Below are 23,781 nucleotides of genomic sequence, written 5' to 3'. Positions count from 1 at the left end.
GAGGTCAGTCAGCGCTGGCGTCCCTGACCCGCCTGTTTTGCCTTGATATCCCGGGTGTCTGCGGTTTCCACAACCTCCTGAAGATTCCGCCTCGGAGCCGCCGGCAAATCTGTCGCCGGGTAACCCAACCTGAGCAGAATCTGCGGGAAACCCGAACGCCCAAGGAGGTGCTGAAGTTTCGGGCGAAGCACGGCGACCTGAATGGGCTGGTTCAGATAGGAAGCCTGCAGCCCCTGCCCCAGGGACCGGAGCAAAACCCGCTCCAGCGCCTGCCCGGCCTTCAGCCAGTCTTCTACGCCATCCCCGGCCGTTCCCAACGCAGCAATCACGGGTGATTCATCCGCCAGTTGACGGTCCTTGGCGCCAACGCCGTTGCCCATATCAAATGTGCGCACCACCAATTGGGCCACGGGCGCAACCATGCCGGGAACCGTCAAACCGTCTCCCTTGCGGCGGGGATGCATCCAGGCAGCCAACTCCCGTCGCCAACTCGGGTTGGACCATTGGGCAGCGTCGCCCTCCGCCACCAGCTCGGCCACCTGATGACGCGCATGCTCCGATTCCAGAACCTGGAACCATGCTCCTTCGGTCTCCGCCGACTCTTCAAGGATGCCCAGCACCTCGGAAGGCACCTGCTTTGACTCAAACCGCTTGCGATAGGTGCGTCGCCTGGCAATCGCCCGGAACAGTTCCGTTTGACGGCCCTCCTCCCCGGATACCGGTGTGAACGAGACGGTCGCCAGCAGATCCTCGTCGCCCGGGTCCGGCAAAAGCTGGCATTCGGTATTGAATCCTGCATGAGCGGCGGCAATCCGAAGATTAAACAGGGCACACCCGCAGCTGATGGTCAGTTCCCGGTCGTCGGGGTCGTTGACCGGCAATGCCCGTAACCGGTCCGCAAACAGGGAAATCCCGGTTTCGCCGAGTTCAAATCGCCAGGGCTGGGTGTTGTGGCTTGATGGCGCCAATGTTGCGCTCTCGAGGATGGCCGCCAGGGTGTCTCGCGGTATGGGGGTGTTGCGTGTTCCTTCGCTCATTGCAGCTCTCCCGAATGGTCTCGTGACAGACTATTCCTGCGTGAAAGGAAAAGATAGCCGGTGATGCCCGGCGACTTAGTGGAGCCGCATCAACAAAATCTCACGCTCCGTAACCTGACATTCCCGGGCGCGACAATTAAAGTGAAGACAGTGAAAACTTGCACAGGGTCTGAGATGCGTTATTCCTTCAGAAACATCTTATTTCTGGCATTCGTGGCGCTTGCGCTCGGCGGTTGCGCCAGTAGCGGAAAGCTGCAGCCGGGTTCTACGCCTGGACTACAGACCGTTCCTGTCGAGGCATCCAGTTCGGAAAAGGCCCAAAAACTCTGGCAGGTGTTCGAGCGTTACCGGGGCACCCCCTATGAATACGGTGGCACCTCCGGCAATGGCTTCGATTGCTCAGGATTCATTCTTACCGCCTACCAGGAAGGTCTGGGCAAACAATTGCCCAGGACAACGACCCAAATGCTTGCCAGTGGTGACGTGGTTCATCCCGGCGAGATTCGACCGGGCGATGTGGTGTTCTTCCGGATTGGCGGAAAGGAACAACACGCCGGTATCTATATGGGCGGGGACCGCTTTATCCACGCATCAACATCGGCCGGCGTAATCCAGTCCTCGATCAGCGGCTACTACTGGAAAGGCCGCCTGACCGAAGCGAGACGCTTTGACTGAGCCAAGCTGAATAGCCCGCTTCAACGCTTTTTCCGGCGCACATAGAGTACTTTAGTACTTTGAGGACGCGCGCGACGAGCTCACCGGATTCATCAACAATATCCACGTCCCACTCTGGCAGCATTTTGTCTCCGTTTGCCGTTGCGGCGCGGATCTCTTCAACACGCTCATCGGTCAATTCAAAGCGTGCCATCACCTTGCCCTTGCCGGGACGGATAAAATCAATACTCGCCGATTTATCCCACACGATGTATTCATTGCCCAGCCGTCGCATCAGCAGCAGCATGTACATGGGATCAACCATGCTGTAGAGCGAACCGCCAAAGTGCGTGCCCACGTAATTGGTGTTGTACCAGTGCTGGCCCATCTCCACCCGGGCCGAGCTGAAATCCTCAGCAATGTGGGTCACCCGGATTCCAGCACCGATATAGGGAGCAAACGTGGAAAGAACACGGCGCATGGCCCCGGCACTGGCAAGCCAGCGACGTAGAGTGGCGTTCATCAAACATCCTCGATGGTATAAATGACTGCAAATTCAGTAGCACGCTATCTTCCAACCCGACGCGCGCCGATGCAAGAAATTCATACGATCGTTTGAATATTAAAGACCACTGAACGTGAGATGCAGGGCGATAGCGGCCATCATGATTCCAATGACACCATCAATAATCCGCCAGGCCAGCGGCCGGGAGAGAATGGACGCCAGCGCCGAGCCGCCCCAGGCAAGCAGGCCGAACCAGAGAATCGAGGCACTGCTCGCACCGGCCACAAAGGTGGTCGCGTCCTCTTGCTGGGCTCCGATGGCAGGAATCAACAGCAGCGTATCCAGATAAACCTGAGGGTTGAGCAGAGTGACTGCCAGGGTCGTGAACACCACGGCTTTGAGGCTTCGTTTGGTTACCTCACCCGCTTCAAGAACCGCTCTGCCGCGGCTGGCGCGAACGAAGGACTGAATCGCAAGCCAGCCAAGGAAGGCCACACCCAGCCACCGGAGAATCTCCAGGGCCTCTGGCATGGCCATCAGGGCAGCACTGATGCCGAACATGCCCAGGGTAAACAGGGTGATATCGGCCACTATGCACAACCCGGCTGACCACCAATGATGTTCCCGGCGTATTGCCTGGCTCAGCAGGTAGGCGTTCTGCGCACCAATCGCCACGATAATGCCGCCACACACAATCAGACCGGTCAGGTAACTCTCAAGCACGTGAATCTCTCCTTAATGAATGGCGCAAGGTTACCGCTTCCCAGCTATACTTGAAATTCATACTCATAATGCTGCATCAGTTTTACTTATGATTGACTACAAATTGCTTGAAGCCCTGGCGACGGTCATTGAGTGCGGAGGATTCGAACGTGCCGGCCTGGCGCTCGGGCTGAGCCAGTCGGCCATTTCGCAGCGAATTCGCACCCTTGAAATCCGGCTCGGACAGCCGGTTCTGGTGCGAAGCCCGGCACTCAAGGCCACACCGGCCGGACAGCGTCTGCTCAACCACGTTCAGCAGGTGCAATTGCTGGAGCGCGACCTGACCAAGTCCATCCCGGCACTCTCGGAACCCACAGCGAGACTGCGCATCGCGCTGAATGCCGACAGCCTCGCCACCTGGTGGGCGGCCGCGGTAGGCAACTTCTGCGCGGAGGAGACCCTGCTGCTGGATCTTGTGGTCGAGGACCAGGACATTGGCCTTCGCAGGATGCGCGAAGGGGATGTGGCTGCCTGCCTGTGCAGTAGCCCCCAGCCTGTTGCCGGTGCCCGCTGCGTGCCCATTGGCACCATGACCTACATGCCACTGGCAACTCCGGACTATGTGCACCGATACTTCGGGAAAGGCCTGAGCGAAACCAGCCTGAAGAATGCCCCGGCCATTGTTTTCGGGCCGAATGACCAGCTGCAACACCGGTTCCTGGCCCAGTGCGGGTATCACGGCACCTTCCCTCACCACCTTTGCCCATCCTCGGAAGGTTTTGTGAAACTGGCGCTGGCCGGCATGGGGTATGGCATGATTCCGGAAATGCAGGCCCGCCCGGAAATATCTGCCGAGCGCCTGGTGAGCATCGCGCCTGAACAAACCCTGGAAGTGCAGCTATACTGGCACTTCTGGCGCCATGGCGGCGGCGTGATGGACCGCCTGACCAACGCCTTGCGGTCTGCGGCCACGTTGAATTCAAACATGTAAACAGGGGGAGCAACGATCAGAATGAAGCACCTTGTGGCGGTTTACGGCACGTTGAAACGTGGCCGGAACAACAGCCATATTCTGCGAGGCGCCCGTTTTGTCGGGACAGACTGGATGCCCGAACTGAGCCTGTATCACCTGGGCCCCTACCCGGGTGCCATAGAGGAACCTTCCCCGGGCGTCCGCGTGGAAGTCTATGCGGTTACCGATACGATGCTGAAAACACTGGACGAACTGGAAGACTTCTTTCCTGAACGCCCGCAAAGCAGCCTGTATATCCGCCAGACCATGGACACTCGCCACGGGTCTGCCTGGGTGTACATTTACAATCGGCCGGTTAAAACGATCCAGCGGCTGCGCTCCGGGAGCTGGTAGACCATAGCCCACACACCTTCACCATAAGGACAACAGATTGGACCTGACAACGCCTGCCCTGCTCTTCCCGGCGATTTCACTGCTGTTGCTGGCCTTCACCAACCGGTTTCTGGTGTTGGCGCAGCTGATCCGCCAACTCAAGCAGATGGACACCGAGGAAGACCACGCCCTGATTGCCCGACAGATCGGCATGCTGCGCAAACGGATTGTGCTGACCAAACGCATGCAGGCGTTCGGCGTACTCAGTTTCTTCCTGTGTACGGTTTCCATGTTCCTGCTTTTCCTGGGTGCCGATCTGCCAGGGGTGATCGCGTTTGGCGCCAGCCTGGTACTGCTGTCTTTCTCGCTGCTGTACTCGCTGTACGAAATCCAGATCTCAACCAATGCCATCAATGTCGAGCTGGCCAGCTTTGAGGCCCGCAAGAGTGCCGGCCGGGAAGATGTCGACTATTCGTGAGGCCTGTTTGCGCCGGAATTCACGACCCGGACACCAAACCAGCGCGGAAACCGGAGCAGACAAAACAGGGCAATCATGTCGTAAAGGGCGTGCCAGACCATGACCAGAGCAAGGCTTTCGGATAACAGGTAGGCCGCCCCCAGAACCATGCCAAGGCCGGTAGCCACCAGAAAATAGGTAAATGAAACGTAGTGCACCAGCCCGAACAACACCGATGCCGCAAGCACGGCCGTTACAGGGTCCGTCTTTGTGATCAGCCAGCCCTGGATTGCGCCCCGGAATAACAGTTCCTCACCGACTCCGGCCAGGAGGGATAGCAGAATGAGTACAGCCGGGGAGTAGCTGGAGGCAAAGTCATACAAACCTTGCATCTGCCGCTCGAGGTTTTCCGGGAACAAGCCGGGCACCCGCGTAAGCAACAGCAAAGCGGCGTAGGTAAGAGCGGCTCCAACCGTCCCCAGGAAGATGCTGGGCCACAGGCCTGGCCCAACATGCAGCACCGGAATTCCGAATAGCAGTATCGCCACTAATCCGATAACGCCAATGGCGCCCTGGAATAACAGAGCGGCATTGGAGGACATACCCGAGTTTCGTCGTTTACCCAACGCCATTTACTGGTCGAACAAGGGCTTCACTGGAAACAGCGCATCGTATTTTGGCGCCTGCTTCTGGGCTTTGGCCTGGAACGATTTCATCATGTCCGTCGGGCGGAACATGCCGGCCTGCCAGGTGGCCATATACTTGAGGCTGTCTTCCACACTGTGGTCGCGACTGTAATTGAGCATTTCCTTGCAGCCAGTGACGGCCAGAGGAGAGTTCGCCGCAATCTGGCCGGCAATGGCCATAACGCCTGCCAGCATGGATTCCTGGTCGGCGTAAACGGCGTTCACGAAGCCCAGATTCTGCGCTTCAGTGGCGGAGAATTTTCGGCCGGTGTAGGCCAATTCACGAACCACGCCCTCGGGCATCAGTTTGGGCAGGCGCTGGAGCGTGCCGACGTCGGCGGTCATGCCCAGCTCGGTTTCCTTGATGGTGAAGTAGGCATCTTCCGTGCAATAACGGCTATCGGCGGCACACACCAGATCCAGAGCGCCACCGATACAGCCACCGTGGATGGCTGCCAGCACGGGAAGCCGGATTTTTTCCAGAGAGGTGAGAGTATCCTGCAACTGCAGCACAACCCTGCGAAGGTTTTCCGCCATGCGCCCGGGGTCACCGTTCATGGGCACGGCTTTGGGATCGCTGAATACACCCAGATCCATGCCCGCAGAGAAGTGTTTGCCGGTGGAGGAAATGACGATAACGCGGGCATCGGTGTTGGCCTCAATATCCTGCATGCACCGGGGCAACTCGAGCCAGAACGCCTTGTTCATGGTGTTCAGGGCCTCCGGACGACTGAACTGAACGTGGGCGATGTGGTCTTTAACCTCAATCGAAAAACTCTCGTAACTGGACAACTCAGACAAGACAGAACTCCTTATATAAATGTCGCTAACCGGCTCATTAGCGGTCGCCCCGGCTAATGTATCGTCAATTCTGCTACCTTCGTATTATGGCGAACAGAGAGACGACACGTTAACCCGAAAAGGCCTGGTATGGAATTCACCTTCCTCGGCACGTCAGCCGGAACGCCGACAAAATCGCGCAACGTAACCGGTCTGGCGCTGAGCCACGGCGGACCAAAACACTGGTACCTGATTGACTGCGGTGAAGGCACCCAGCACCAGTTGCTGAGAACCCATCATTCCGTGATGCAGCTGCAGGCAATATTTATCACCCACATCCATGGCGACCATACGTTCGGGCTGCCGGGACTGCTGACCAGCGCCTCCATGCTCGGCCGCACCGCTCCTTTGTACCTGGTTGCGCCAAGACCGGTAAAAACCTTCATAGAGGCCGCCATCGGTAATAGTGACTCCAGCCTGAGTTTTGAATTGAGATTTGTCGATTCCGAAGCAGAGAACTTCTACTGGGAAGACGACTCCCTGTCGGTAACTGCAGTCCCCCTGTCCCATCGTGTCTCCTGCAGGGCCTTTGTGTTCACGGAAAAGAATCTGGAACGCCAGTTGGTCCGGGACAGGCTCGAAGCGGATGGTATTGAGGCCGGGCCCGCCTGGGGCCGCCTGCAACAGGGCGACGACGTAGTACTGCAAGATGGGCGCCTCGCCCGTTGCGATGATTACACCCGAATTGCCAGAAAACCTCGCAAGGTTATCGTCGCCGGCGACAACGACCAGCCCGACCTGCTTCTGGCAGCGTGCACGGGTGTTCAGGTGGTCATCCACGAAGCGACCTACACGCAGGAAGTCTCTGACCGTGTCGGACCCTGGCCGCAACACAGCTCCGCTGCCCAGGTAGCCCGCTTCGCCGAGGCCGCAGGCGTTCCCAATCTCGTCCTTACCCACTTCAGTTCCCGTTACCAGTTCAATCCGGATGCCTATCCGCACATTGGTGAGATCGAATCCGAAGCCAAAGGCATTTATCGGGGCAACCTGTATCTGGCCAGGGATTTCGCACGCTATACCCTGGGCAAAGATCTGATATTTAACGCCACTGAGCATCTATAATGCAGTCGTGGATTCAGGCTCGTGCATGACTTCAGATGTGTCGCTTCTGTACATTCACTTTGCGTTTGTTCAAGTTCCAATTAAACTGCAATCACGATAAATTGAACAAAGATTCATTTCTCACTGCTCAGGAAGGCGGTCAATGACCCGGCTCAACGCAAAACACTCCAGACTCAGCAAGGATGCGGTTGTCGTCGCGCCCGGCCTCATTCCCTGTGGCTGTGTCATTGACAGCGTGGCTCTGGGTAAAGAAGGGCTGCGCCTCACCCTGAAGCACTTTTCGTCGCCCGCGGTACTCGACCAACTGTCATCGTCTGCCGCTGCACAGACCGATCTTCATGTTTTCCTCGATAATGACCGTGAAAAACAGCATATCCATTACAGAGGCACGGTCCAGGTTGGCCGCAGTAGCGGCATTTCGCTGGACATAGCGGGGAACACTGAGGAACTCAGCAACGACATTGAGTGTTTGTTACAGCACACTGGAACGAATCGGCTCGAAGCCGCGACTCCGGATCCTTCACTGAAACAGCTCTACCACCAGCATTGCCGTCGGCTTCTGGAACAGTTGCTTCCGGAATTTATGGAAGGCACCTTCGAGGGCATTGAAGCCGACCTGGAAGAGGCTGCAGAGCTGCGTGAGATTACCCGGCTCAAGGACATGCGCTTCATTTTTCAGAGTCGCCAGCAACGAATGCTCCAGGATTTCCAGGCCCAGTTCCAGGCCAATCAGGCAACCCTTGAGCCCGCCGCCGAGTCCCGGGCCGGCAACAAGGAGTTGCACCTGCTGCAACAGCACGAGTTCGAGGACTGGCTGGACCTGCAGGCCATCGCCACCCGCGTAAACAAAGCAAATACCGGGGCCAACTTCCTGCTCAACCAGTTTCTCAACCAGATTTTCCGACAGGACGTCAACGATGACAACAATCCTCTGACGCCCCGGGCCCTGTGCGTCTGCCTGCAGTATATGGTCGATCATCTGGGCATTGCGCGGGAGCACCGCCTGACCATCTACCGCGCCTGGGAAAATGCTCTGGTCCGGGTCTGGCCCGCGGCCATCCGGTCCCTGATCAATGACTGCCGACGAGCTGGCCTTGAGGCCATAGATATCACCGAGCTACCCGCAAACTGGTCACTCCGCGACCGGGAGCACGCAACGGACGACTCGGGTTCAGCAACGACAGCCACAGAAGACTCATCCGAAGAAACTCCGGAAACCAATCACGCCAGGCACGAGGCGTCCGGGTCGCCTTCGGTCGGTCGTTCCCTTTTTCAATTGATGGCACTGGAGTCAAACCCCTCGTCTGAAGTTTCAGACTGGGAGGAGCCCAATCCAAGGCTTTCGGAAAACCTCCGCTCCCGGCGCCGGGAACTGCTGGACCGGTTGCACGGCGACGAGCCCGATATGGCGGGACTGCTTCGGGAACTGGCCAACTCGGACTCCGACCTGGCCAGCTCACTGGATCACACGGCCGTTGAGAAGGCCAATCTGGTGGACCGACTGTTCGAGCCTCTGAAAACCCACGATGAACTCTCGGGCTCGCTTCGCCACCAACTGCAAAAGCTTCGACTACCCGTATTCGAAACGCTGGTTGAAACACCGGATTTTCTGAATGCCGGCGACCACCCGGCCCGGGATATCATCAATAACCTGATGCACATCTGTCTTGCCGAGAGAGCCTCAAGCAAGAAGCTGGAAGCAACGGTTGCCGATATCGTCGAGGAGCTGACAGAGATCGAGGTATCGGATCCGGACCTGATGGGAAGCCTGGGTGAACGCCTGAAACAGCTTGTCGAGCGTCAGGACCAATCGTTTCTCCGCAACTCGGAACGGCTGGCAAAAACCCTGGAGGGCAAGGAGCGCCTGCGCCTTACCCGCAAGGAGGCAAGGCAGAGGCTGAACTCGCTCTTGAGCAACAGACAGGTTCCGAAGATTCTGATCCGCATTCTTCAGGCGGGCTGGGAGCAGTTGATCGTCCTGACCATGCTGAGAGAAGGTCCGGAAAGCCGGCATTGTGAGGAACTGTTTGATGTGGTTGCACAGCTCCAGGCCTGGCTTTCGCCTGCCGACACCTCCGAAGAGCTGGCATTTGAACGGGAGCTGGAGAGCAGCGTCATGCTGCAGTTCATCGAGCGGGAGCTGAAAACCGCCGGGGAAGTCTCGCGCGTAAGGCCGGTTATTGACGAGCTATCCGGAATTCTCGAGGGCAACGGGGAAGCAGAAACCACATGGGTTGATGAGTACGGTGACGCCGATGAAGCGCCAGCCCCGCTGCCACCGGAGCTTGAAGACAGTCGTTGGGCCTCAAGGGCAAAGGAGATTTCCGTAGGCGACTGGGTTGAGGTTCGTCTGGATACCGGCGAGACCCGCCGGTTGCGGCTGGTGTGGGGCAGCGAGGATTCACTCAGGTTTGTTTTTCTTTCGCCCAAAGGCATGAGCGAGGTCAGTTACGGATTTCCCGAGTTTGTGCAGAAACTCGCTGAAGACAAAGCCTGGCTGGTTGAGAGCGGAGACGTCCCATTCCTCGACCAAAGCCTGTTCAGCATCGTTGAAGATGTTTACCGGAAGCTCAATTTTCAGGCAACCCACGATGCCCTGACGGGGTGTATGCACCGCCATGACTTCGAGAAACAGGTTTCTCAGCTGATCAGCATCCTGCCGTCATCTGCTGAAGACCATGCCGCCGCCCTGATGGTTCTGGATATAGACGAGTTCAGTGTCATCAACGCCTCCTATGGCGCGGACGCCGGCGACGCCCTGTTGAGGCATGTCGCCGACACACTCCGTAAGCAGAGCGAATCCCGATTCGCGGAGTCCCACGTTGGCCGGATCAGCGGCAATGAGTTTGCGGTGCTCATCAATAACATCAGTACAGAAGACTGCCTGGATTTTGCAGAGTCCCTGCGGCGCAACTTCGAGCAACATGTGTTCCGGCATGGGCAGGCGGAATATCGGGCAACCGTCAGCATCAGTATCCGGCCGGTAACCGGGGCGGGACAGTCACCTGGCGACCTTCTCAATCTTGCGAGCCTCTCGCTTAAAGCAGCCAAGAAGCTGGGCGGGAACCGGATTGAACTGGCCAGGGAAAACCGGGACCAGTCCCGGCTCGGCACCCCCCAATGGGTCACCGAAATAGACCGGACCATCCGTGATGGCAGCCTCTACCTTCGGGCCCAGCCCATCGTTGCCCTTGAACCGGAAGACGGCGAAGGCACGATGTATGAACTCTTGCTCGGCCTGAAAGACAGTGCTGGTAAGGAGATCTCGCCCCAGGGCTATATCGAGGCGGCCGAACAATTCAAACGCAGTACGCGGGTTGATTTGTGGGTCATTTCCGAGGTGCTGACATGGATGCGTAATAATCCCGAGGCGCTCGCCAGGATTGCCACTCTGAACGTTAACCTGTCAGGCTCGTCGTTGAGCGATGACAGCTTCATGCTCGGCCTGGAATCCAATCTCAGGGCGAATCCGGAGCTGGCCCACAAGCTCTGCTTTGAAGTAACCGAGACCTCTGCCGTCGCCAACCTCCATTTTGCCTCGGATTTCATGCGCGAGATGAAGCGGCTGAACTGCCGGTTCGCACTGGATGATTTCGGCACCGGCCTGTCTTCCTATGCGTACCTCCAGAAACTGCCAGTGGACTTCGTGAAAATTGACGGCATATTTGTAAAGGACATGGCGACCAACCTCACGAACTACGCCATGGTGAGGTCGATCAACGAGCTCTGTCATTTTCTGGATCTTCAGACCATCGCCGAATATGTGGAAGACATGGAAATCATGGACACCCTGAAAGAGATCCAGGTGGACTACGCCCAGGGCTTCGCCATTGCCAAGCCGCGCAGGCTGGACAGCCTTGGAACCGTGAATTCCACTACCCCGGTTTATGCCTACAAGAAATAGCTTTGCTTTTCCCCCTGGCAGGAGTACAGTGGGCCTCGTTGGAAAGATTTAGCAAAGCATTTCATCAATAAGACCGCTCAGCTGTAATAAGTAGCACGTCCTGTTTTTGATCACGCCAGTTTTTTGTTTCCGCATACCGCCGATCAGCCATCAACAAGATGACGTGACGGCACATTAAATGATTGAAATCAGGAAGAATACTATGTCTACAGTTACCGGCAACGTTAAGTTTTTCAACGAAGCAAAAGGTTTTGGCTTTATCACTCGCGAAAGCGGCCCGGACGTTTTTGTTCACTATAGCGCTATTCAGGGCGGCGGTTTCAAGACTCTGGCTGAAGGCCAGCAGGTCGAGTTCACCGTTACCCAGGGCCAGAAAGGTCCTCAGGCGGAAAACGTTGTCGCTCTGTAAATAACAGACGACACGTTCAGAAAAAGGCAGCTTCGGCTGCCTTTTTTCGTTGTTGCTACCTGCCGAAACTACAGAATACCTTCCACCGGGATCGTCTCGGTATTTTTTATCTCCCGCAACGCAAAGTTCGAATTCACCTGGGCAATGCCCTGCAGGGTAAAGATTTTTTCGTTCAGGAACCTGTCGTAACTGGCCATATCCGGCACGATTACCCTGAGCACGAAATCGGCATTACCGGTCACCGCAAAGCACTGAAGCACCTCCGGATAACTGCTCACCTGCTGCTCAATCTCCGCCGTGCTGTCGATGTTGTGCCGCTGCAGTGACAGATTGACGAGCACGCACAGCCCCTGACCAATGCGTTCCGGATCCACTCTTGCGCTGTATCCCTGAATCACACCGCTTTCCTCAAGTGTGCGCACCCGGCGCCAGCAAGCAGCCGGTGACAAACCCACCTGTTCGGCCAGTAACTGGTTACTGATGCGCCCATCCTGCTGCAGTGCTGATAGAATTTTCCGATCCAGCTTGTCCAGCTCCACCTGTTTCATTTGGTAACACCTGATTTTTATCAAAGGTTCTTTCTCTTTATTGTCTTTTATCAAACATTCTTTCGCAAATCCTGAAAACCTCCTTCCAATAAGCAAGCACCTTTTGCGGACTTACCTCTAGAATTTTGGTCATAAAATCGACAAAAAGGAGGGCGCCATGTCCGCCGATACCCCACAACTCGACGATTACAAACTCGAAGACCGCTACCTGCGGGAATCCGGTCGGGTGTTCCTGACCGGCACACAGGCCCTGGTCCGAATTCCGTTGATGCAGGCTGCCCTGGATCGCAAGCAAGGCCTGAATACCGCCGGCCTGGTCAGTGGCTACCGTGGTTCCCCCCTCGGTGCGGTCGACCAGGCACTCTGGCAGGCGAAAGACCTGCTGGACGAGAACCGGATCGATTTTGTTCCCGCCATCAACGAGGATCTTGCCGCGACGATCATGCTGGGTACCCAGCAGGTAGAAACCGATGAAGACCGTCAGGTAGAGGGCGTATTCGGCCTCTGGTATGGCAAGGGCCCGGGCGTGGACCGAGCCGGCGACGCCCTGAAACATGGCACCACTTACGGATCCTCCCCCCATGGCGGTGTGCTGGTGGTGGCGGGCGACGACCATGGCTGCGTGTCATCGTCCATGCCCCACCAGTCCGATGTGGCGTTCATGAGCTTCTTCATGCCCACCATCAACCCGGCCAACATCGCGGAATACCTGGAATTCGGTCTCTGGGGTTATGCCCTTTCCCGCTACAGTGGCTGCTGGGTCGGCTTCAAGGCCATCTCGGAAACCGTGGAAAGCGCGGCTTCTGTGGAAATTCCGCCAGCACCGGATTTTGTCACTCCGGACGATTTCACCGCGCCGGAAAGCGGCCTTCATTACCGCTGGCCGGATCTGCCCGGCCCCCAGCTGGAAACCCGCATCGAACACAAGCTCGCGGCCGTTCAGGCCTTTGCCCGGGCCAACCGCATTGACCGGTGCCTGTTCGACAATAAGGAAGCCCGCTTTGGTATTGTCACCACCGGCAAGGGGCACCTTGACCTGCTGGAAGCCCTCGATCTGCTCGGTATTGACGAAGACAAGGCCCGGGACATGGGTCTGGATATCTACAAGGTGGGCATGGTCTGGCCCCTGGAGCGCCGCGGCATCCTGGACTTCGTGCACGGCAAGGAAGAAGTCCTCGTGATCGAGGAAAAGCGCGGCATTATCGAGAGCCAGATCAAGGAGTACATGTCCGAGCCGGACCGTCCCGGCGAGGTTCTGATTATCGGCAAACAGGATGAGCTGGGCCGCCCGCTGATCCCGTACGTTGGCGAATTGAGCCCCAAACTGGTTGCCGGCTTCCTCGCAGCCCGTCTTGGTCGCTTCTTCGAGGTGGACTTCAGCGAGCGCATGGCTGAAATCAGTGCCATGACCAACGCCCAGGATCCGGGCGGCGTCAAGCGTATGCCCTATTTCTGCTCGGGCTGCCCACACAACACCTCCACCAAGGTCCCGGAGGGGAGCAAGGCCCTGGCCGGCATTGGCTGTCACTTCATGGCGTCCTGGATGGGCCGGAACACCGAATCCCTCATCCAGATGGGTGGCGAAGGCGTCAACTGGATTGGCAAGAGCCGCTACACCGGCAACCCCCACGTGTTCCAGAACCTGGGTGAAGGCACGTATTTCCACTCCGGTTCCATGGCTATCCGTCAGGCGGTAGCTGCCGGCATCAATATTACCTACAAGATTCTGTTCAATGACGCCGTCGCCATGACCGGCGGTCAGCCCGTCGACGGGCAGATCACCGTCGACAGGATTGCCCAGCAAATGGCCGCAGAAGGGGTCAATCGGGTTGTTGTTCTCAGCGACGAGCCCGAGAAATACGATGGCCATCATGACCTGTTTCCCAAGGACGTCACCTTCCACGATCGGTCCGAGCTCGACCAGGTGCAGCGGGAATTGCGTGATATCCCCGGCTGTACCGTACTGATCTACGACCAGACCTGTGCCGCCGAGAAACGCCGCCGTCGCAAGCGCAAGCAGTTCCCGGATCCGGCCAAGCGGGCCTTTATCAACCATCACGTGTGTGAAGGCTGTGGCGACTGCTCGGTGCAGTCCAACTGCCTCTCGGTGGTTCCCCGCAAGACGGAGCTGGGACGCAAGCGGAAGATCGACCAGTCATCCTGCAACAAGGACTTTTCCTGCGTTAACGGTTTCTGCCCAAGCTTCGTGACCATCGAAGGCGGCCAGCTGCGCAAATCCCGCGGCGTTGACACCGGCTCCGTACTCACCCGCAAGCTGGCTGATATTCCAGCTCCCAAATTGCCGGAAATGACCGGCTCCTATGATCTGCTGGTGGGCGGCGTTGGCGGTACGGGCGTGGTGACGGTTGGCCAACTGATCACCATGGCGGCCCACCTGGAGTCGCGCGGCGCCTCTGTACTGGATTTCATGGGCTTCGCCCAGAAAGGCGGCACGGTGCTGAGCTACGTTCGTATGGCACCGTCTCCGGACAAGCTCCATCAGGTACGGATCAGCAATGGCCAGGCCGATGCGGTCATCGCCTGCGATCTGGTCGTAGCGTCTTCCCAGAAGGCCCTGAGCGTTCTCCGGCCAAACCACACCCGGATCGTTGCCAACGAAGCGGAACTGCCTACTGCCGACTATGTGCTCTTCCGCGACGCCGATATGAAGGCCGACAAGCGCCTTGGGCTACTGAAGAACGCCGTGGGCGAGGATCACTTTGATCAGCTGGACGCCAATGGCATCGCCGAAAAGCTGATGGGCGATACCGTATTCTCCAACGTGATGATGCTCGGTTTTGCCTGGCAGAAAGGCCTGCTGCCCCTGTCCGAGGCGGCTTTGATGAAGGCGATTGAGCTGAACGGCGTCGCCATCGACCGGAACAAGGAAGCCTTCGGCTGGGGACGGCTGGCGGCCGTGGATCCGAGCGCAGTCACGGATCTGCTGGATGACAGTAATGCCCAGGTGGTTGAGGTCAAACCCGAACCAACCCTGGACGAACTCATCAATACCCGGCATAAGCACCTGGTCAATTACCAGAACCAGCGTTGGGCCGACCAATACCGGGACGCAGTTGCAGGGGTCCGGAAGGCTGAGGAGTCCCTCGGTGAAACCAACCTGCTGCTGACTCGTGCAGTAGCCCAGCAGCTGTACCGGTTCATGGCCTACAAGGACGAATACGAAGTCGCGCGACTGTTTGCCGAAACCGACTTCATGAAAGAGGTGAATGAAACCTTCGAGGGTGACTTCAAAGTCCACTTCCATCTGGCCCCGCCCCTGCTCAGCGGCGAGACCGATGCCCAGGGCCGCCCGAAAAAACGCCGGTTCGGCCCCTGGATGTTCCGGGCCTTCCGGCTGCTGGCGAAACTTCGCGGCCTGCGCGGAACCGCAATCGATCCGTTCCGCTATTCCGCCGACCGCAAGCTGGATCGGGCCATGCTGAAGGATTATCAGAGCCTGGTAGACCGGATCGGTCGTGAGCTCAACGCCAGCAACTACGAAACCCTCCTGCAGCTTGCCGAGTTGCCTGCCGATGTCCGCGGGTACGGCCCTGTGCGGGAGCAAGCGGCAGAAAGCATTCGTGAAAAGCAGACGCAACTGATCAAGGCGCTGGATACCGGTCGCCCGACGTTGATTCGCACCCAACAGGCTAACGAGGAGGCCAATCATGTTTGAAGCACTCCAGCCCCTGCCCCAGGATCCGATCCTGCAGTTGATGCAGACCTTCCGTGAAGACGATCGACCGGACAAAGTGGATCTGGGCATCGGTGTCTATAAGGATGACGCCGGCAATACGCCTATCATGGCCGCCGTGCATGAAGCCGAGCGTCGCCTTCTTGAGGGCGAAACCACCAAGAGCTACGTGGGCCCTGCCGGTTCCACCGGCTTCAACAGCGCCATGGCGGAGCTGATCCTGGGCAGCAACAGCCCACTGGTCCGCGACGGTCGCGTATCGGTCATCCAGACACCGGGCGGCTGCGGCGCCCTGCGTATGGCGGCCGAGTTTCTGCGTCTGTGCAAAGCCGATACAAAAGTCTGGGTCAGCACGCCCACCTGGGCCAACCACTTGCCGTTGCTCGGTGGCGCCGGCCTGACTATTCGCGAATATCCGTACCTCAATCCAGAGACCCTGCAGGTAGACTTCGGCGCCATGCTGGAAACCCTGGAACGGGCGGATGCGGGCGACGTGGTGTTGCTGCACGGGTGCTGCCACAACCCCTCGGGCGCGGACCTGAGCCTAGCCCAGTGGCAGGAAGTGACCAGCCTGATCCAGCGCAAAGGCCTGCTGCCCTTCGTGGACATGGCCTATCAGGGCCTTGGCGAAGGCCTGGACGCGGATGCAGCTGGTCTGAGGCACCTGGCCAGTGCGGTACCTGAAATGCTGATCGCAGCCTCGTGCTCCAAGAACTTTGGCCTCTACCGGGAGCGCACCGGCGCCCTCGCCCTGGTTTCGGAAACCGCAACCGTGAATGCCGCCGCCACAAGCCAGCTGCTGAGCGTCATCCGGTCGCATTACTCAATGCCACCGGCCCACGGCGCCTCAATAGTGGAGACCATCCTTGGCGATGACGACCTGCGAGCCCAGTGGCAACAGGAGCTAAACGGTATGTGTGAGCGCATCCTGCATCTGCGCCACGCTTTTGCCGGCGCGCTTTCATCGTTCGGCGACTTCGAATTCATCGCCCGTCAGCGAGGCATGTTCTCGTTCCTCGGAATCAGTCCGGAGCAGGTGGGCCGGTTACGGAAGGAACACGGCATCTACATGCTGGAAAGCAGCCGCGTAAACGTTGCCGGTTTGAACGACCACGTCTTGCCACAAGTCGCTTCCGCCCTGCGCGAGGTGCTCGGCAAGTAAATACTTTTTCGACAACAACCAATCAATCCGACAAAAACAATTAGCCGGAGAGAAGAATGAGTGAGAGTACCCAACCACACCAGCAGGCCAATAACCTCTGGTCCTCACGGATGGCCTTTATCCTGGCTGCGGCTGGTTCAGCCGTTGGCCTCGGGAACATCTGGAAGTTTCCGTACATTACTGGCGAGAACGGCGGCGGCGCCTTCGTTCTGATCTACCTGGCCTGTATCTTCCTGATCGGCGTGCCGGTACTGATTGCCGAAACCATGATTGGTCGGCGCGGCGGTCAGAGCCCTGTGGCCACCATGCGCACCCTGACCAAAAGTGAAGGCACAGCCAGGGGCTGGAGAGCCATCGGCTGGAACGGGGTAATTGCATCCTTCCTGGTGCTTTCTTTTTACGCCGTGATTGGCGGCTGGGCCCTGGTCTATATCGGCAAGGCCGCAACCGGGCTGTTTACCGGAGCAGATACCGAAGCCATCGGCGGCCAGTTCGGCGGGCTCCTTGCCAACCCCTGGGAACTGCTGATGTGGCACTCGGTGTTCATGGTGATTGTGGTGTTCATCGTTGGCAGGGGCATTCGCTCGGGGCTTGAGAAAGCTGTGAATATGCTGATGCCTCTGTTGTTCGTGCTGTTGGTTGCCATGGTGATCTATGCCATGAACAGCGGCAGCTTTGGCCGGGCCGTGAGTTTCATGTTCTCGCCGGATTTCAGCAAACTGACAACGGCGGGGGTTCTGACTGCCCTGGGGCACGCCGCCTTTACGCTCAGTATCGGTATTGGTGTTCTGATGGCCTATGGCTCCTACCTGCCAAAAACCGTAAACATTGCGCGGACCGCCATGACCATTGCCGTCGTGGACACCAGCGTTGCGCTTCTCGCGGGGCTGGCCATCTTTCCCCTGGTATTTGCCAATGGCCTTGAGCCAGGGGCAGGGCCCGGCCTGATCTTCGTGACCCTGCCACTGGCCTTTGGCCAGATGAGTGGTGGTGCGCTGTTCGGCACCATTTTCTTCGCCCTGCTACTGGTAGCAGCCATCACCTCGGCCATTTCCATGCTGGAACCGGTAGTCGAATGGCTGGAAGAACACAAAGGCGTGAGTCGAGCGAAAAGCGCCATTGGTGGCGGGCTCGCCATCTGGTTTATCGGTATCGGTACCGTGTTGTCCTTCAACGTCTGGGAAAGTGTGCACCCGCTTGGCTTTATTCCGTTCTTCGAGGGCAAGACGGTCTTCGACCTGCTCGACTTCCTCGTCTCCAACCTGATGATGCCTCTCGGCGGACTCGCCATTGCGCTGTTTGCCGGATGGGCGATGAAACGTGAGGGTCTGCCGGCCGATATTGGTCTGCAAGGAAGCAGCTATAAGGCATTCATGTTCGTACTCCGGTATCTGACGCCCGCCGGTATCGCCGTGGTTTTCCTGTACAACCTGTTGTAAAACGAATCCGGCCTCTCCAACCGCAAAAGCCCGGTGAACTTCACCGGGCTTTTTTTGACATACCCAACAGGGCACTGCCAATCTGAATTCAGGACAACAGACCCAAGTCTGTATCGCATGCGGAAAAGGAGAACTCTTATGTACAGCAAGATCCTCGTTCCGGTCGACCTCGCCCATACCGATAAAATGGTGAAGGCGCTCAATACCTCCATTGATATTGCCAAGCATTACAACGCCACCCTGTGCTACGTCACCGTCACCAACAGCACCCCGGGAGCGGCCGCGCACAACCCGAAAGAACTCGCAGAGAAACTGAGGGTGTTTGCGGAGGAGCAGGGAAAATCCCACGGGATCAATACCGACAGCATGGTGATTGAATCTGCTGATACCGCCGTGGAGCTTGAAGACAAGTTGCTTGAGGCGATCAAAACAACCGGGACAGATCTGGTAGTGATGGCTTCACATCCGCCGGGGATTGGCGACCGGCTACACATTCTCCATTCGAACGGCGCCAATATCGTTAAACACAGCGATATTTCGGTTTTAGTCGTTCGGTAAAGATAACAGGGCATCCGAGACACTATTCCGGATGCCCTGTTGCGTCATGCTTTGGAAATTCAATTCCCGTTACCCTGGCAATGAAAAAGGGAAAGTAATCCTCCGTGGCAAAGAAGTTCCCGGCTTCCACCTGGGTCGGCAATACAAAGCCTTCGAACTCCCGAAACTCTGACAGGTAGCCGCCAAAGGGCTGCAAGCGATGGACTTTTTCCGCATTCGCATTGGTCCACCGGTCAAAACTCACCTGGAGCGGCCGGCCGTCGCCGGCAACGACAACATCCACTGCCTGTTCCATGCCCTCATGACGAACAACCACCCTGGCCGTGTTTATATCGACCAGCTTCCAGGAAACGCCGGGCCCCGGCAGCAGGGCAGCCGGCGTCCAGAAAACCGCCTCTGCCACATAACGGCCGAATGCCGAACGGGCATGATCCGCATCACCACCCGCCCGGGCAACAGGGAATAGGCCCATCAGCCAGAACCGCGTCCACTGGTCAGTGTCCGAGCCGGAAATCCCGAGCAGGCCTCTGTGGGCGCTCATTTTCCAGATAAACCCTTCCGGCATGGCCAGCACCTGGGTGGCCTGCATGTGCACGTAGTCGGGCGACTCCCGATTGCCCATACCGAATTTTCCGTTCATAGAGATACGGGCCACGGTATAGAGCGGGGTACCAGGCTGAATGGTGTAACGGAAATACCGCTGGGCTGGCTCCGGCAAACCCTCAAGAAGAGCAAGATCAAAGCGCTCCGGGGCAGCCGGCTGCAGCGTTGCCAATCCGGTAATGACAGCCCGGTCTGCGGTGTGGTCAGACTGACGCCAAAACCAGAGGGCGACGGTGACTGCAACCACCAGAATCAACAGGATCAGGAAAAAGATTTTCATGTAAGCTATGCTCCGTAGCAGTCATTGTCCCTGCCCTGCCCGAATCCGGCCTTGTTCCAGATCAACGAACGTGGCTGCCCGACTCACTGTCAGCCTGAAAGGTTTTATGAAAGTACCAAAAAGATTACAACCACTTGTCGATGACGGCATGGTGGACGAAGTGCTCTACCAGCTCATGAGCGGCAAGGAAGCCCAGGTTTATGTTGTGCGCTGCGGAGACCAGACGCGCTGTGCCAAGGTCTTCAAGGAAGCGACAAAGCGGAGTTTCAAGCAGGCGGTGGAATACCAGGAAGGACGAAAGGTCCGGAACAGTCGTCGAGCCCGGGCCATGAGCAAGAAGACAAAGTACGGCCAGAAGGAACAGGAAGATGCCTGGCTCAACGCCGAGGTGGATGCCCTCTACCGGCTTGCCGCCGCCGGTGTCCGGGTTCCCGAACCTCTGGGCTTCGTGGACGGTGTACTGCTGATGGAGCTGGTGGCGGATGAAGATGGCAAGGCCGCGCCCAGGCTGGATGATGTCACCCTGTCCCCGGAACAGGCCCGCGACTTCCACGGCCAGGTCATCCGAGAGGTTGTCCGTATGTTGAGCGCCGGTCTGATCCATGGGGATCTGTCGGAATTCAACGTGCTGGTCGATGCCCGCGGTCCTGTCATTATTGATCTTCCCCAGGCCGTCAATGCGTCCGGCAATAACAACGCGGAACGCATGTTGGAGCGCGACGTCGACAATATGCGCCGCTATTTCGGACGCTTCGCGCCGGAACTGCTGAACACCGATTATGGCAAGGAGATCTGGGCGCTCTACGAGTCAGGCGACCTGCACCCGGACAGCAAGCTCACGGGCTGCTTCCAGCACGATGACACCGCTGCCAACGTCGACGAACTGATGGAAATCATCGATGCGGCAAAAGAGGAAGAGTGGGAGCGACAGGAACGGATGAGGGACGCCGAGGAGGACTGACGCCTTAGCCGGTGCTGGTCAGCCGGCAGACGTGGTTCTCTCTTCGCTGATCATTGCTGACATCAACTGCTGTTCCTTCGGCCCGGGTAGAACACCCGTTAGCGTGGCTTCGATAACCGGCTCACCATGCTGATTCGAGAGCACCGCTTCGGCCCGGGCCCGATTCCTTGCATCCACTTCGGTGATGGTGAATACACAGGTGACGGTATCACCGAAATACACTGGCCGGCGGAAGCGAAAATTCATCCCGGACGCCAGCCAGCCAATCTGCCCACCCACTTCCGTGATCATCCCGCCAACCAGCAAGCCATGGCAGATCTTTCCCTGCAGGTTCTTGGCCTGGGCAAACTCATCGCTGTAGTGAACCGGATTCTGATCGCGGCTGATTTCCCCAAAGGACAGAGTCTCATCCTCGGTGAACGTACGCACCAGGGTAAACGAATCGCCGGCTTTCAGGCCTGCAATGGCTCTCTTTCGAATATCAGACATGGTATCGGTCCCCGATCGCTCAGCCTTACAGGTACCGACCGCCAGACCCTATGGCGACCACAATCAGGCCGAGAATCAGATTGATACCGACCAGACGGCGAATCTTTCCCACCTGAACACCACCAGCCTGCGGATCCTTGTCTGCAACCGCCTGCTTGAGCCGTCGGAAAGGCGCAAAATACACGTGAAAGTAAAGCAGCATCATCACCAGCCCGAGCGTCTGCATGGCATGAATGTGCCAGCCAGCACCGGCCATACCGCCAAACACACTGAAAATCATCCAGTAGCCGGTAACCAGGAGCAGCACAACCGCGAGCCAGACCCAGCGGAAGAACCGTTCAAGCGTCTTCGACCAAAGATGGCCACGCTGGGAGGCCTCTACCACCTCAACCACGGCCGGACGCATCGCCATGTAGGCGAAGAACATACCGCCAACCCAGATAACCGCGGACAGAACATGCAGTGCAATTGCCAGACTCATAAACCTACCCCTTGCTTTGGCTTCAGATGGTTTCCAGTTCTACCCGGTTACGGCCGCCCGTTTTACCGCGGTAAAGAGCTTCATCAGCCCTGCTGACCGCGGCACTCAGGTCTTCGCCAGTTCGCAGCTCACTTACCCCGATGCTGATCGTAACATCGATATCACCGCCGATAACTGCGCGCCAGTCCCTTGCCAAAAACGCCTTTCGTATCCGCTCCGCGCTTGCTTGCGCTTTATCAGCATTCGTATCCGGAAGAATGACCAGAAACTCCTCACCACCCCATCGACCTATCAGATCCTGAGCCCTTAATTCTTCCCGGATCACATCGGCAACACAGCCGAGTACCCTGTCACCGGCTTCATGTCCGAAGGCATCATTGATCGACTTGAAATGATCGACATCCAGCAGGAGGAAACCGACCGGGTGTCCGCTGCGCCGGAACCGCGATACCTCTTTTTCAGCCAGGTAGGTCATATGACGGCGATTGAAAAGCCCGGTTAATGAGTCCGTTGTTGCCATTTCGCGAAGCTTGCGCTGTGCCGAAACAACCATGCTGAGGTAATAGGAAGCCAGGTAACTGAACATTGCAAAGACCACGCTCAGATTGAACAGATGGACTATGTTCAGGGCTGTCTGCGGAATTGGCTGCAACGGTTCGATGTACCACATCAAGGCATCGAGCGCGACGTAGTATCCCCAGAGAGTGAGTAGCGCATAAACCGCCCATCTTCGGGACGCGGAAACGCAGATCGCCGGTATGAACATAAGAAGGTAATAATGGAAACCGCTCTCCCAGCCGATAAGAACGGTACCGAGGCCGGCGTGCCCGAGCACTTCTGCCCAGATCAGTACGACCGCAATCTTGTTTTTATGGTATTTGAGTGCGTAGTAGGCGCCGGCATACATGGCCACGCTAACCACGTTGATCCATGCCAGAACCGGCGAACCCAATGCATGAAAAAGAAAGAAAAAGATGACATCTACAGTCCCGGCGATCTGGGCACATCGCATGGCCAAACGCCAGAACTGGGGCCTGCGTTCCCGCTCAGGCTCATAATTCATTGGAGCACTCGCACTTTTCATCGACAGCAGAATTCCTTTTTTAGGTAACAAGAGTACTCGTTAAAACAGAATCCTGCCTCACTCCAATGCAAACAAATGAAAATGTTTTCAGGATCACCACGGCAGCTCGTCGCCGTTGCTGTGCCAGAACGACCCGGTATTCTCCAAGGTGAGGCCATCAATCCGCTCTGCCAGGCCTTTTGCCGATTCTTCCGGAGTAATCAACCCACCAAAATTCACCATTCGGGTCTGAACATAACCCGGGTGCAGCTGGGCCACCGCGATACCCCTCGGTTTCAGATCCATCGCGAGGGACTTGCCAAAGGCATTCAACGCCGCCTTTGAAGCACGGTACCCATAGCGGCCGCCAGAGTCGTTGTCGGCGATAGAGCCCATGCGGCTGGTGATGTTGGCGATTTTGCCTCCGGAGGGGATTTTTTCAAACAGGGCTTCAGCGATTTTCAGTGGAGCGTAGGCGTTGATTTCCATCTGCGTACGGATGGAATCAAAATCGATACTGCCCAGTTTCTCGTCCTGCAGCAGACCGGCATTGTTGATCAGCAGATCAATGGACTGGCCCTCAAGACCGGCCACGAGCCTTGCCACACCCTCATTGGTCGTCACGTCGACACTGTCGATGATCCTCGCCGCAACCTCTTCCAGCTCCGGCGAGGCCTCCCGGCACACGCCGATTACCGAGCAGCTGCGGCCTGCATAGAGCCGGGCGAGCTCCAGACCAATGCCCCGGTTTGCCCCGGTGATTACAACAGTGGAATTATCGGACATATCAGCCTCCTCAACGATCAATACGGTTCATGCAGCTTCACATCCCCTGCAATGTAGAACAACCAGCAATACGGGCCCTGACTGCGTGCAGATCCAATTTTTCTGTAAGATACGGG

General features: G+C 57.6%; 23 protein-coding genes. 12 read left to right on the top strand and 11 right to left on the bottom strand.

All coding sequences use genetic code 11. The features are described 5' to 3' along the window. Positions 1-8 precede the first annotated feature (8 nt). Entirely contained in the window at positions 9-1,037 is a 1,029-nt protein-coding gene (locus MDHKLMBL_RS04515; protein WP_008176002.1) for an Acg family FMN-binding oxidoreductase, read from the bottom strand. Positions 1,038-1,211: 174 nt separating this feature from the next. On the opposite strand from MDHKLMBL_RS04515, the gene MDHKLMBL_RS04510 reads away from it, so the two are divergent. Beyond that, positions 1,212-1,712 carry a C40 family peptidase gene (locus MDHKLMBL_RS04510; RefSeq protein ID WP_008176003.1) on the top strand — a complete coding sequence of 167 codons (501 nt, stop codon included), beginning with the start codon at positions 1,212-1,214 and terminating at the stop codon, positions 1,710-1,712. Here the strand turns inward: MDHKLMBL_RS04510 and MDHKLMBL_RS04505 are convergent. Together MDHKLMBL_RS04505 and MDHKLMBL_RS04500 are read right to left on the bottom strand one after the other, a co-directional pair. Continuing rightward, a complete protein-coding gene (locus MDHKLMBL_RS04505; RefSeq protein WP_104270216.1) occupies positions 1,660-2,214 on the bottom strand; it encodes a DUF4442 domain-containing protein in 555 nt (184 codons plus the stop codon). The genes MDHKLMBL_RS04510 and MDHKLMBL_RS04505 overlap by 53 nt on opposite strands. 99 nt (positions 2,215-2,313) lie before the next feature. Continuing rightward, the gene (locus tag MDHKLMBL_RS04500) at positions 2,314-2,919 is read right to left on the bottom strand and encodes a LysE/ArgO family amino acid transporter (protein ID WP_104270215.1); all 606 of its coding nucleotides are present in this window, start codon (positions 2,917-2,919) and stop codon (positions 2,314-2,316) included. Positions 2,920-3,007: 88 nt separating this feature from the next. On the opposite strand from MDHKLMBL_RS04500, the gene MDHKLMBL_RS04495 reads away from it, so the two are divergent. The 3 genes from MDHKLMBL_RS04495 to MDHKLMBL_RS04485 are packed head-to-tail and all read left to right on the top strand — an operon-like array spanning position 3,008 to position 4,721. After that, complete coding sequence (locus MDHKLMBL_RS04495) at positions 3,008-3,889, top strand: LysR family transcriptional regulator ArgP (RefSeq protein WP_104270214.1); 882 nt, start codon at positions 3,008-3,010, stop codon at positions 3,887-3,889. A 21-nt stretch (positions 3,890-3,910) separates the two neighbouring features. After that, entirely contained in the window at positions 3,911-4,264 is a 354-nt protein-coding gene (locus tag MDHKLMBL_RS04490; protein WP_008176007.1) for a gamma-glutamylcyclotransferase family protein, read from the top strand. 37 nt (positions 4,265-4,301) lie between these two features. Continuing rightward, complete coding sequence (locus tag MDHKLMBL_RS04485; RefSeq protein WP_008176008.1) at positions 4,302-4,721, top strand: DUF2721 domain-containing protein; 420 nt, start codon at positions 4,302-4,304, stop codon at positions 4,719-4,721. On the opposite strand, the gene MDHKLMBL_RS04480 is transcribed toward MDHKLMBL_RS04485, so the two are convergent. Both MDHKLMBL_RS04480 and MDHKLMBL_RS04475 read right to left on the bottom strand, forming a co-directional pair. After that, positions 4,712-5,302 carry a CPBP family intramembrane glutamic endopeptidase gene (locus MDHKLMBL_RS04480; protein WP_104270213.1) on the bottom strand — a complete coding sequence of 197 codons (591 nt, stop codon included), beginning with the start codon at positions 5,300-5,302 and terminating at the stop codon, positions 4,712-4,714. The genes MDHKLMBL_RS04485 and MDHKLMBL_RS04480 overlap by 10 nt on opposite strands. A gap of 30 nt (positions 5,303-5,332) precedes the next feature. Next, complete coding sequence (locus MDHKLMBL_RS04475) at positions 5,333-6,178, bottom strand: crotonase/enoyl-CoA hydratase family protein (RefSeq protein WP_227507898.1); 846 nt, start codon at positions 6,176-6,178, stop codon at positions 5,333-5,335. A 138-nt stretch (positions 6,179-6,316) separates the two neighbouring features. On the opposite strand from MDHKLMBL_RS04475, the gene MDHKLMBL_RS04470 reads away from it, so the two are divergent. From MDHKLMBL_RS04470 to MDHKLMBL_RS04460, 3 genes are all read left to right on the top strand, one after another. Then, positions 6,317-7,288, top strand: coding sequence for a ribonuclease Z (locus MDHKLMBL_RS04470; protein WP_104270212.1), 972 nt, complete (start codon positions 6,317-6,319; stop codon positions 7,286-7,288). Between the two features lie 142 nt (positions 7,289-7,430). Beyond that, positions 7,431-11,192 carry a DUF1631 family protein gene (locus MDHKLMBL_RS04465; protein ID WP_104270211.1) on the top strand — a complete coding sequence of 1,254 codons (3,762 nt, stop codon included), beginning with the start codon at positions 7,431-7,433 and terminating at the stop codon, positions 11,190-11,192. Positions 11,193-11,394: 202 nt separating this feature from the next. After that, on the top strand, positions 11,395-11,601 hold the full coding sequence (locus MDHKLMBL_RS04460) for a cold-shock protein (protein ID WP_008176018.1): 207 nt from the start codon (positions 11,395-11,397) through the stop codon (positions 11,599-11,601). A 68-nt stretch (positions 11,602-11,669) separates the two neighbouring features. Here MDHKLMBL_RS04460 and MDHKLMBL_RS04455 read toward each other — a convergent pair whose 3' ends face one another. Then, positions 11,670-12,149, bottom strand: coding sequence for an Lrp/AsnC family transcriptional regulator (locus MDHKLMBL_RS04455; RefSeq protein WP_104270210.1), 480 nt, complete (start codon positions 12,147-12,149; stop codon positions 11,670-11,672). Positions 12,150-12,306: 157 nt separating this feature from the next. Here MDHKLMBL_RS04455 and MDHKLMBL_RS04450 point away from each other — a divergent pair, with 157 nt between their 5' ends. The 4 genes from MDHKLMBL_RS04450 to MDHKLMBL_RS04435 all read left to right on the top strand — a co-directional run bounded on the left by MDHKLMBL_RS04450 (position 12,307) and on the right by MDHKLMBL_RS04435 (position 19,002). Continuing rightward, positions 12,307-15,825 carry an indolepyruvate ferredoxin oxidoreductase family protein gene (locus MDHKLMBL_RS04450; RefSeq protein ID WP_104270209.1) on the top strand — a complete coding sequence of 1,173 codons (3,519 nt, stop codon included), beginning with the start codon at positions 12,307-12,309 and terminating at the stop codon, positions 15,823-15,825. Next, a complete protein-coding gene (locus MDHKLMBL_RS04445) occupies positions 15,818-17,005 on the top strand; it encodes an amino acid aminotransferase (RefSeq protein ID WP_104270208.1) in 1,188 nt (395 codons plus the stop codon). The genes MDHKLMBL_RS04450 and MDHKLMBL_RS04445 overlap by 8 nt, the downstream gene beginning before the upstream one ends. A 56-nt stretch (positions 17,006-17,061) precedes the next feature. Beyond that, the gene (locus MDHKLMBL_RS04440) at positions 17,062-18,444 is read left to right on the top strand and encodes a sodium-dependent transporter (protein WP_104270207.1); all 1,383 of its coding nucleotides are present in this window, start codon (positions 17,062-17,064) and stop codon (positions 18,442-18,444) included. 138 nt (positions 18,445-18,582) lie between these two features. Further along, positions 18,583-19,002 carry a universal stress protein gene (locus MDHKLMBL_RS04435; protein ID WP_104270206.1) on the top strand — a complete coding sequence of 140 codons (420 nt, stop codon included), beginning with the start codon at positions 18,583-18,585 and terminating at the stop codon, positions 19,000-19,002. Positions 19,003-19,024: 22 nt separating this feature from the next. Here MDHKLMBL_RS04435 and MDHKLMBL_RS04430 read toward each other — a convergent pair whose 3' ends face one another. After that, the gene (locus MDHKLMBL_RS04430) at positions 19,025-19,885 is read right to left on the bottom strand and encodes a DUF6544 family protein (protein ID WP_092030217.1); all 861 of its coding nucleotides are present in this window, start codon (positions 19,883-19,885) and stop codon (positions 19,025-19,027) included. A 106-nt stretch (positions 19,886-19,991) separates the two neighbouring features. On the opposite strand from MDHKLMBL_RS04430, the gene MDHKLMBL_RS04425 reads away from it, so the two are divergent. Then, positions 19,992-20,846: a PA4780 family RIO1-like protein kinase gene (locus MDHKLMBL_RS04425; protein WP_053114677.1), complete on the top strand. Its 855-nt coding sequence runs from the start codon at positions 19,992-19,994 to the stop codon at positions 20,844-20,846. An 18-nt stretch (positions 20,847-20,864) separates the two neighbouring features. Here the strand turns inward: MDHKLMBL_RS04425 and MDHKLMBL_RS04420 are convergent, their stop codons facing one another. The 4 genes from MDHKLMBL_RS04420 to MDHKLMBL_RS04405 all read right to left on the bottom strand — a co-directional run bounded on the left by MDHKLMBL_RS04420 (position 20,865) and on the right by MDHKLMBL_RS04405 (position 23,665). Continuing rightward, a complete protein-coding gene (locus MDHKLMBL_RS04420) occupies positions 20,865-21,335 on the bottom strand; it encodes a MaoC family dehydratase (RefSeq protein WP_092030219.1) in 471 nt (156 codons plus the stop codon). Positions 21,336-21,360: 25 nt separating this feature from the next. Continuing rightward, entirely contained in the window at positions 21,361-21,816 is a 456-nt protein-coding gene (locus MDHKLMBL_RS04415; protein WP_092030220.1) for a CopD family protein, read from the bottom strand. 22 nt (positions 21,817-21,838) lie between these two features. After that, positions 21,839-22,879, bottom strand: a complete 1,041-nt coding sequence (locus MDHKLMBL_RS04410; RefSeq protein ID WP_014576339.1) for a GGDEF domain-containing protein — start codon at positions 22,877-22,879, stop codon at positions 21,839-21,841. Positions 22,880-22,993: 114 nt separating this feature from the next. Beyond that, positions 22,994-23,665, bottom strand: coding sequence for an SDR family oxidoreductase (locus MDHKLMBL_RS04405; RefSeq protein WP_092030222.1), 672 nt, complete (start codon positions 23,663-23,665; stop codon positions 22,994-22,996). Between the last annotated feature and the right edge of the window lie 116 nt (positions 23,666-23,781).

This window comes from Marinobacter flavimaris (assembly GCF_002933295.1).
Lineage (GTDB): Bacteria > Pseudomonadota > Gammaproteobacteria > Pseudomonadales > Oleiphilaceae > Marinobacter > Marinobacter flavimaris.
Note: the sequence above shows the minus strand (reverse complement) of the source record. Positions and strands in the feature narration are given on the sequence as shown.

Bases quoted from the DNA above. Each gene is read 5' to 3' on its own strand.
- MDHKLMBL_RS04415 (WP_092030220.1), bottom strand. From the start codon at position 21,816: ATGAGTCTGGCAATTGCACTGCATGTTCTGTCCGCGGTTATCTGGGTT.
- MDHKLMBL_RS04515 (WP_008176002.1), bottom strand. From the start codon at position 1,037: ATGAGCGAAGGAACACGCAACACCCCCATACCGCGAGACACCCTGGCG.
- MDHKLMBL_RS04470 (WP_104270212.1), top strand. From the start codon at position 6,317: ATGGAATTCACCTTCCTCGGCACGTCAGCCGGAACGCCGACAAAATCG.
- MDHKLMBL_RS04445 (WP_104270208.1), top strand. From the start codon at position 15,818: ATGTTTGAAGCACTCCAGCCCCTGCCCCAGGATCCGATCCTGCAGTTG.
- MDHKLMBL_RS04405 (WP_092030222.1), bottom strand. From the start codon at position 23,665: ATGTCCGATAATTCCACTGTTGTAATCACCGGGGCAAACCGGGGCATT.
- MDHKLMBL_RS04480 (WP_104270213.1), bottom strand. From the start codon at position 5,302: ATGTCCTCCAATGCCGCTCTGTTATTCCAGGGCGCCATTGGCGTTATC.
- MDHKLMBL_RS04455 (WP_104270210.1), bottom strand. From the start codon at position 12,149: ATGAAACAGGTGGAGCTGGACAAGCTGGATCGGAAAATTCTATCAGCA.
- MDHKLMBL_RS04490 (WP_008176007.1), top strand. From the start codon at position 3,911: ATGAAGCACCTTGTGGCGGTTTACGGCACGTTGAAACGTGGCCGGAAC.
- MDHKLMBL_RS04495 (WP_104270214.1), top strand. From the start codon at position 3,008: ATGATTGACTACAAATTGCTTGAAGCCCTGGCGACGGTCATTGAGTGC.
- MDHKLMBL_RS04435 (WP_104270206.1), top strand. From the start codon at position 18,583: ATGTACAGCAAGATCCTCGTTCCGGTCGACCTCGCCCATACCGATAAA.
- MDHKLMBL_RS04410 (WP_014576339.1), bottom strand. From the start codon at position 22,879: ATGAATTATGAGCCTGAGCGGGAACGCAGGCCCCAGTTCTGGCGTTTG.
- MDHKLMBL_RS04450 (WP_104270209.1), top strand. From the start codon at position 12,307: ATGTCCGCCGATACCCCACAACTCGACGATTACAAACTCGAAGACCGC.
- MDHKLMBL_RS04430 (WP_092030217.1), bottom strand. From the start codon at position 19,885: ATGAAAATCTTTTTCCTGATCCTGTTGATTCTGGTGGTTGCAGTCACC.
- MDHKLMBL_RS04440 (WP_104270207.1), top strand. From the start codon at position 17,062: ATGAGTGAGAGTACCCAACCACACCAGCAGGCCAATAACCTCTGGTCC.
- MDHKLMBL_RS04505 (WP_104270216.1), bottom strand. From the start codon at position 2,214: ATGAACGCCACTCTACGTCGCTGGCTTGCCAGTGCCGGGGCCATGCGC.
- MDHKLMBL_RS04425 (WP_053114677.1), top strand. From the start codon at position 19,992: ATGAAAGTACCAAAAAGATTACAACCACTTGTCGATGACGGCATGGTG.
- MDHKLMBL_RS04420 (WP_092030219.1), bottom strand. From the start codon at position 21,335: ATGTCTGATATTCGAAAGAGAGCCATTGCAGGCCTGAAAGCCGGCGAT.
- MDHKLMBL_RS04510 (WP_008176003.1), top strand. From the start codon at position 1,212: ATGCGTTATTCCTTCAGAAACATCTTATTTCTGGCATTCGTGGCGCTT.
- MDHKLMBL_RS04460 (WP_008176018.1), top strand. From the start codon at position 11,395: ATGTCTACAGTTACCGGCAACGTTAAGTTTTTCAACGAAGCAAAAGGT.
- MDHKLMBL_RS04465 (WP_104270211.1), top strand. From the start codon at position 7,431: ATGACCCGGCTCAACGCAAAACACTCCAGACTCAGCAAGGATGCGGTT.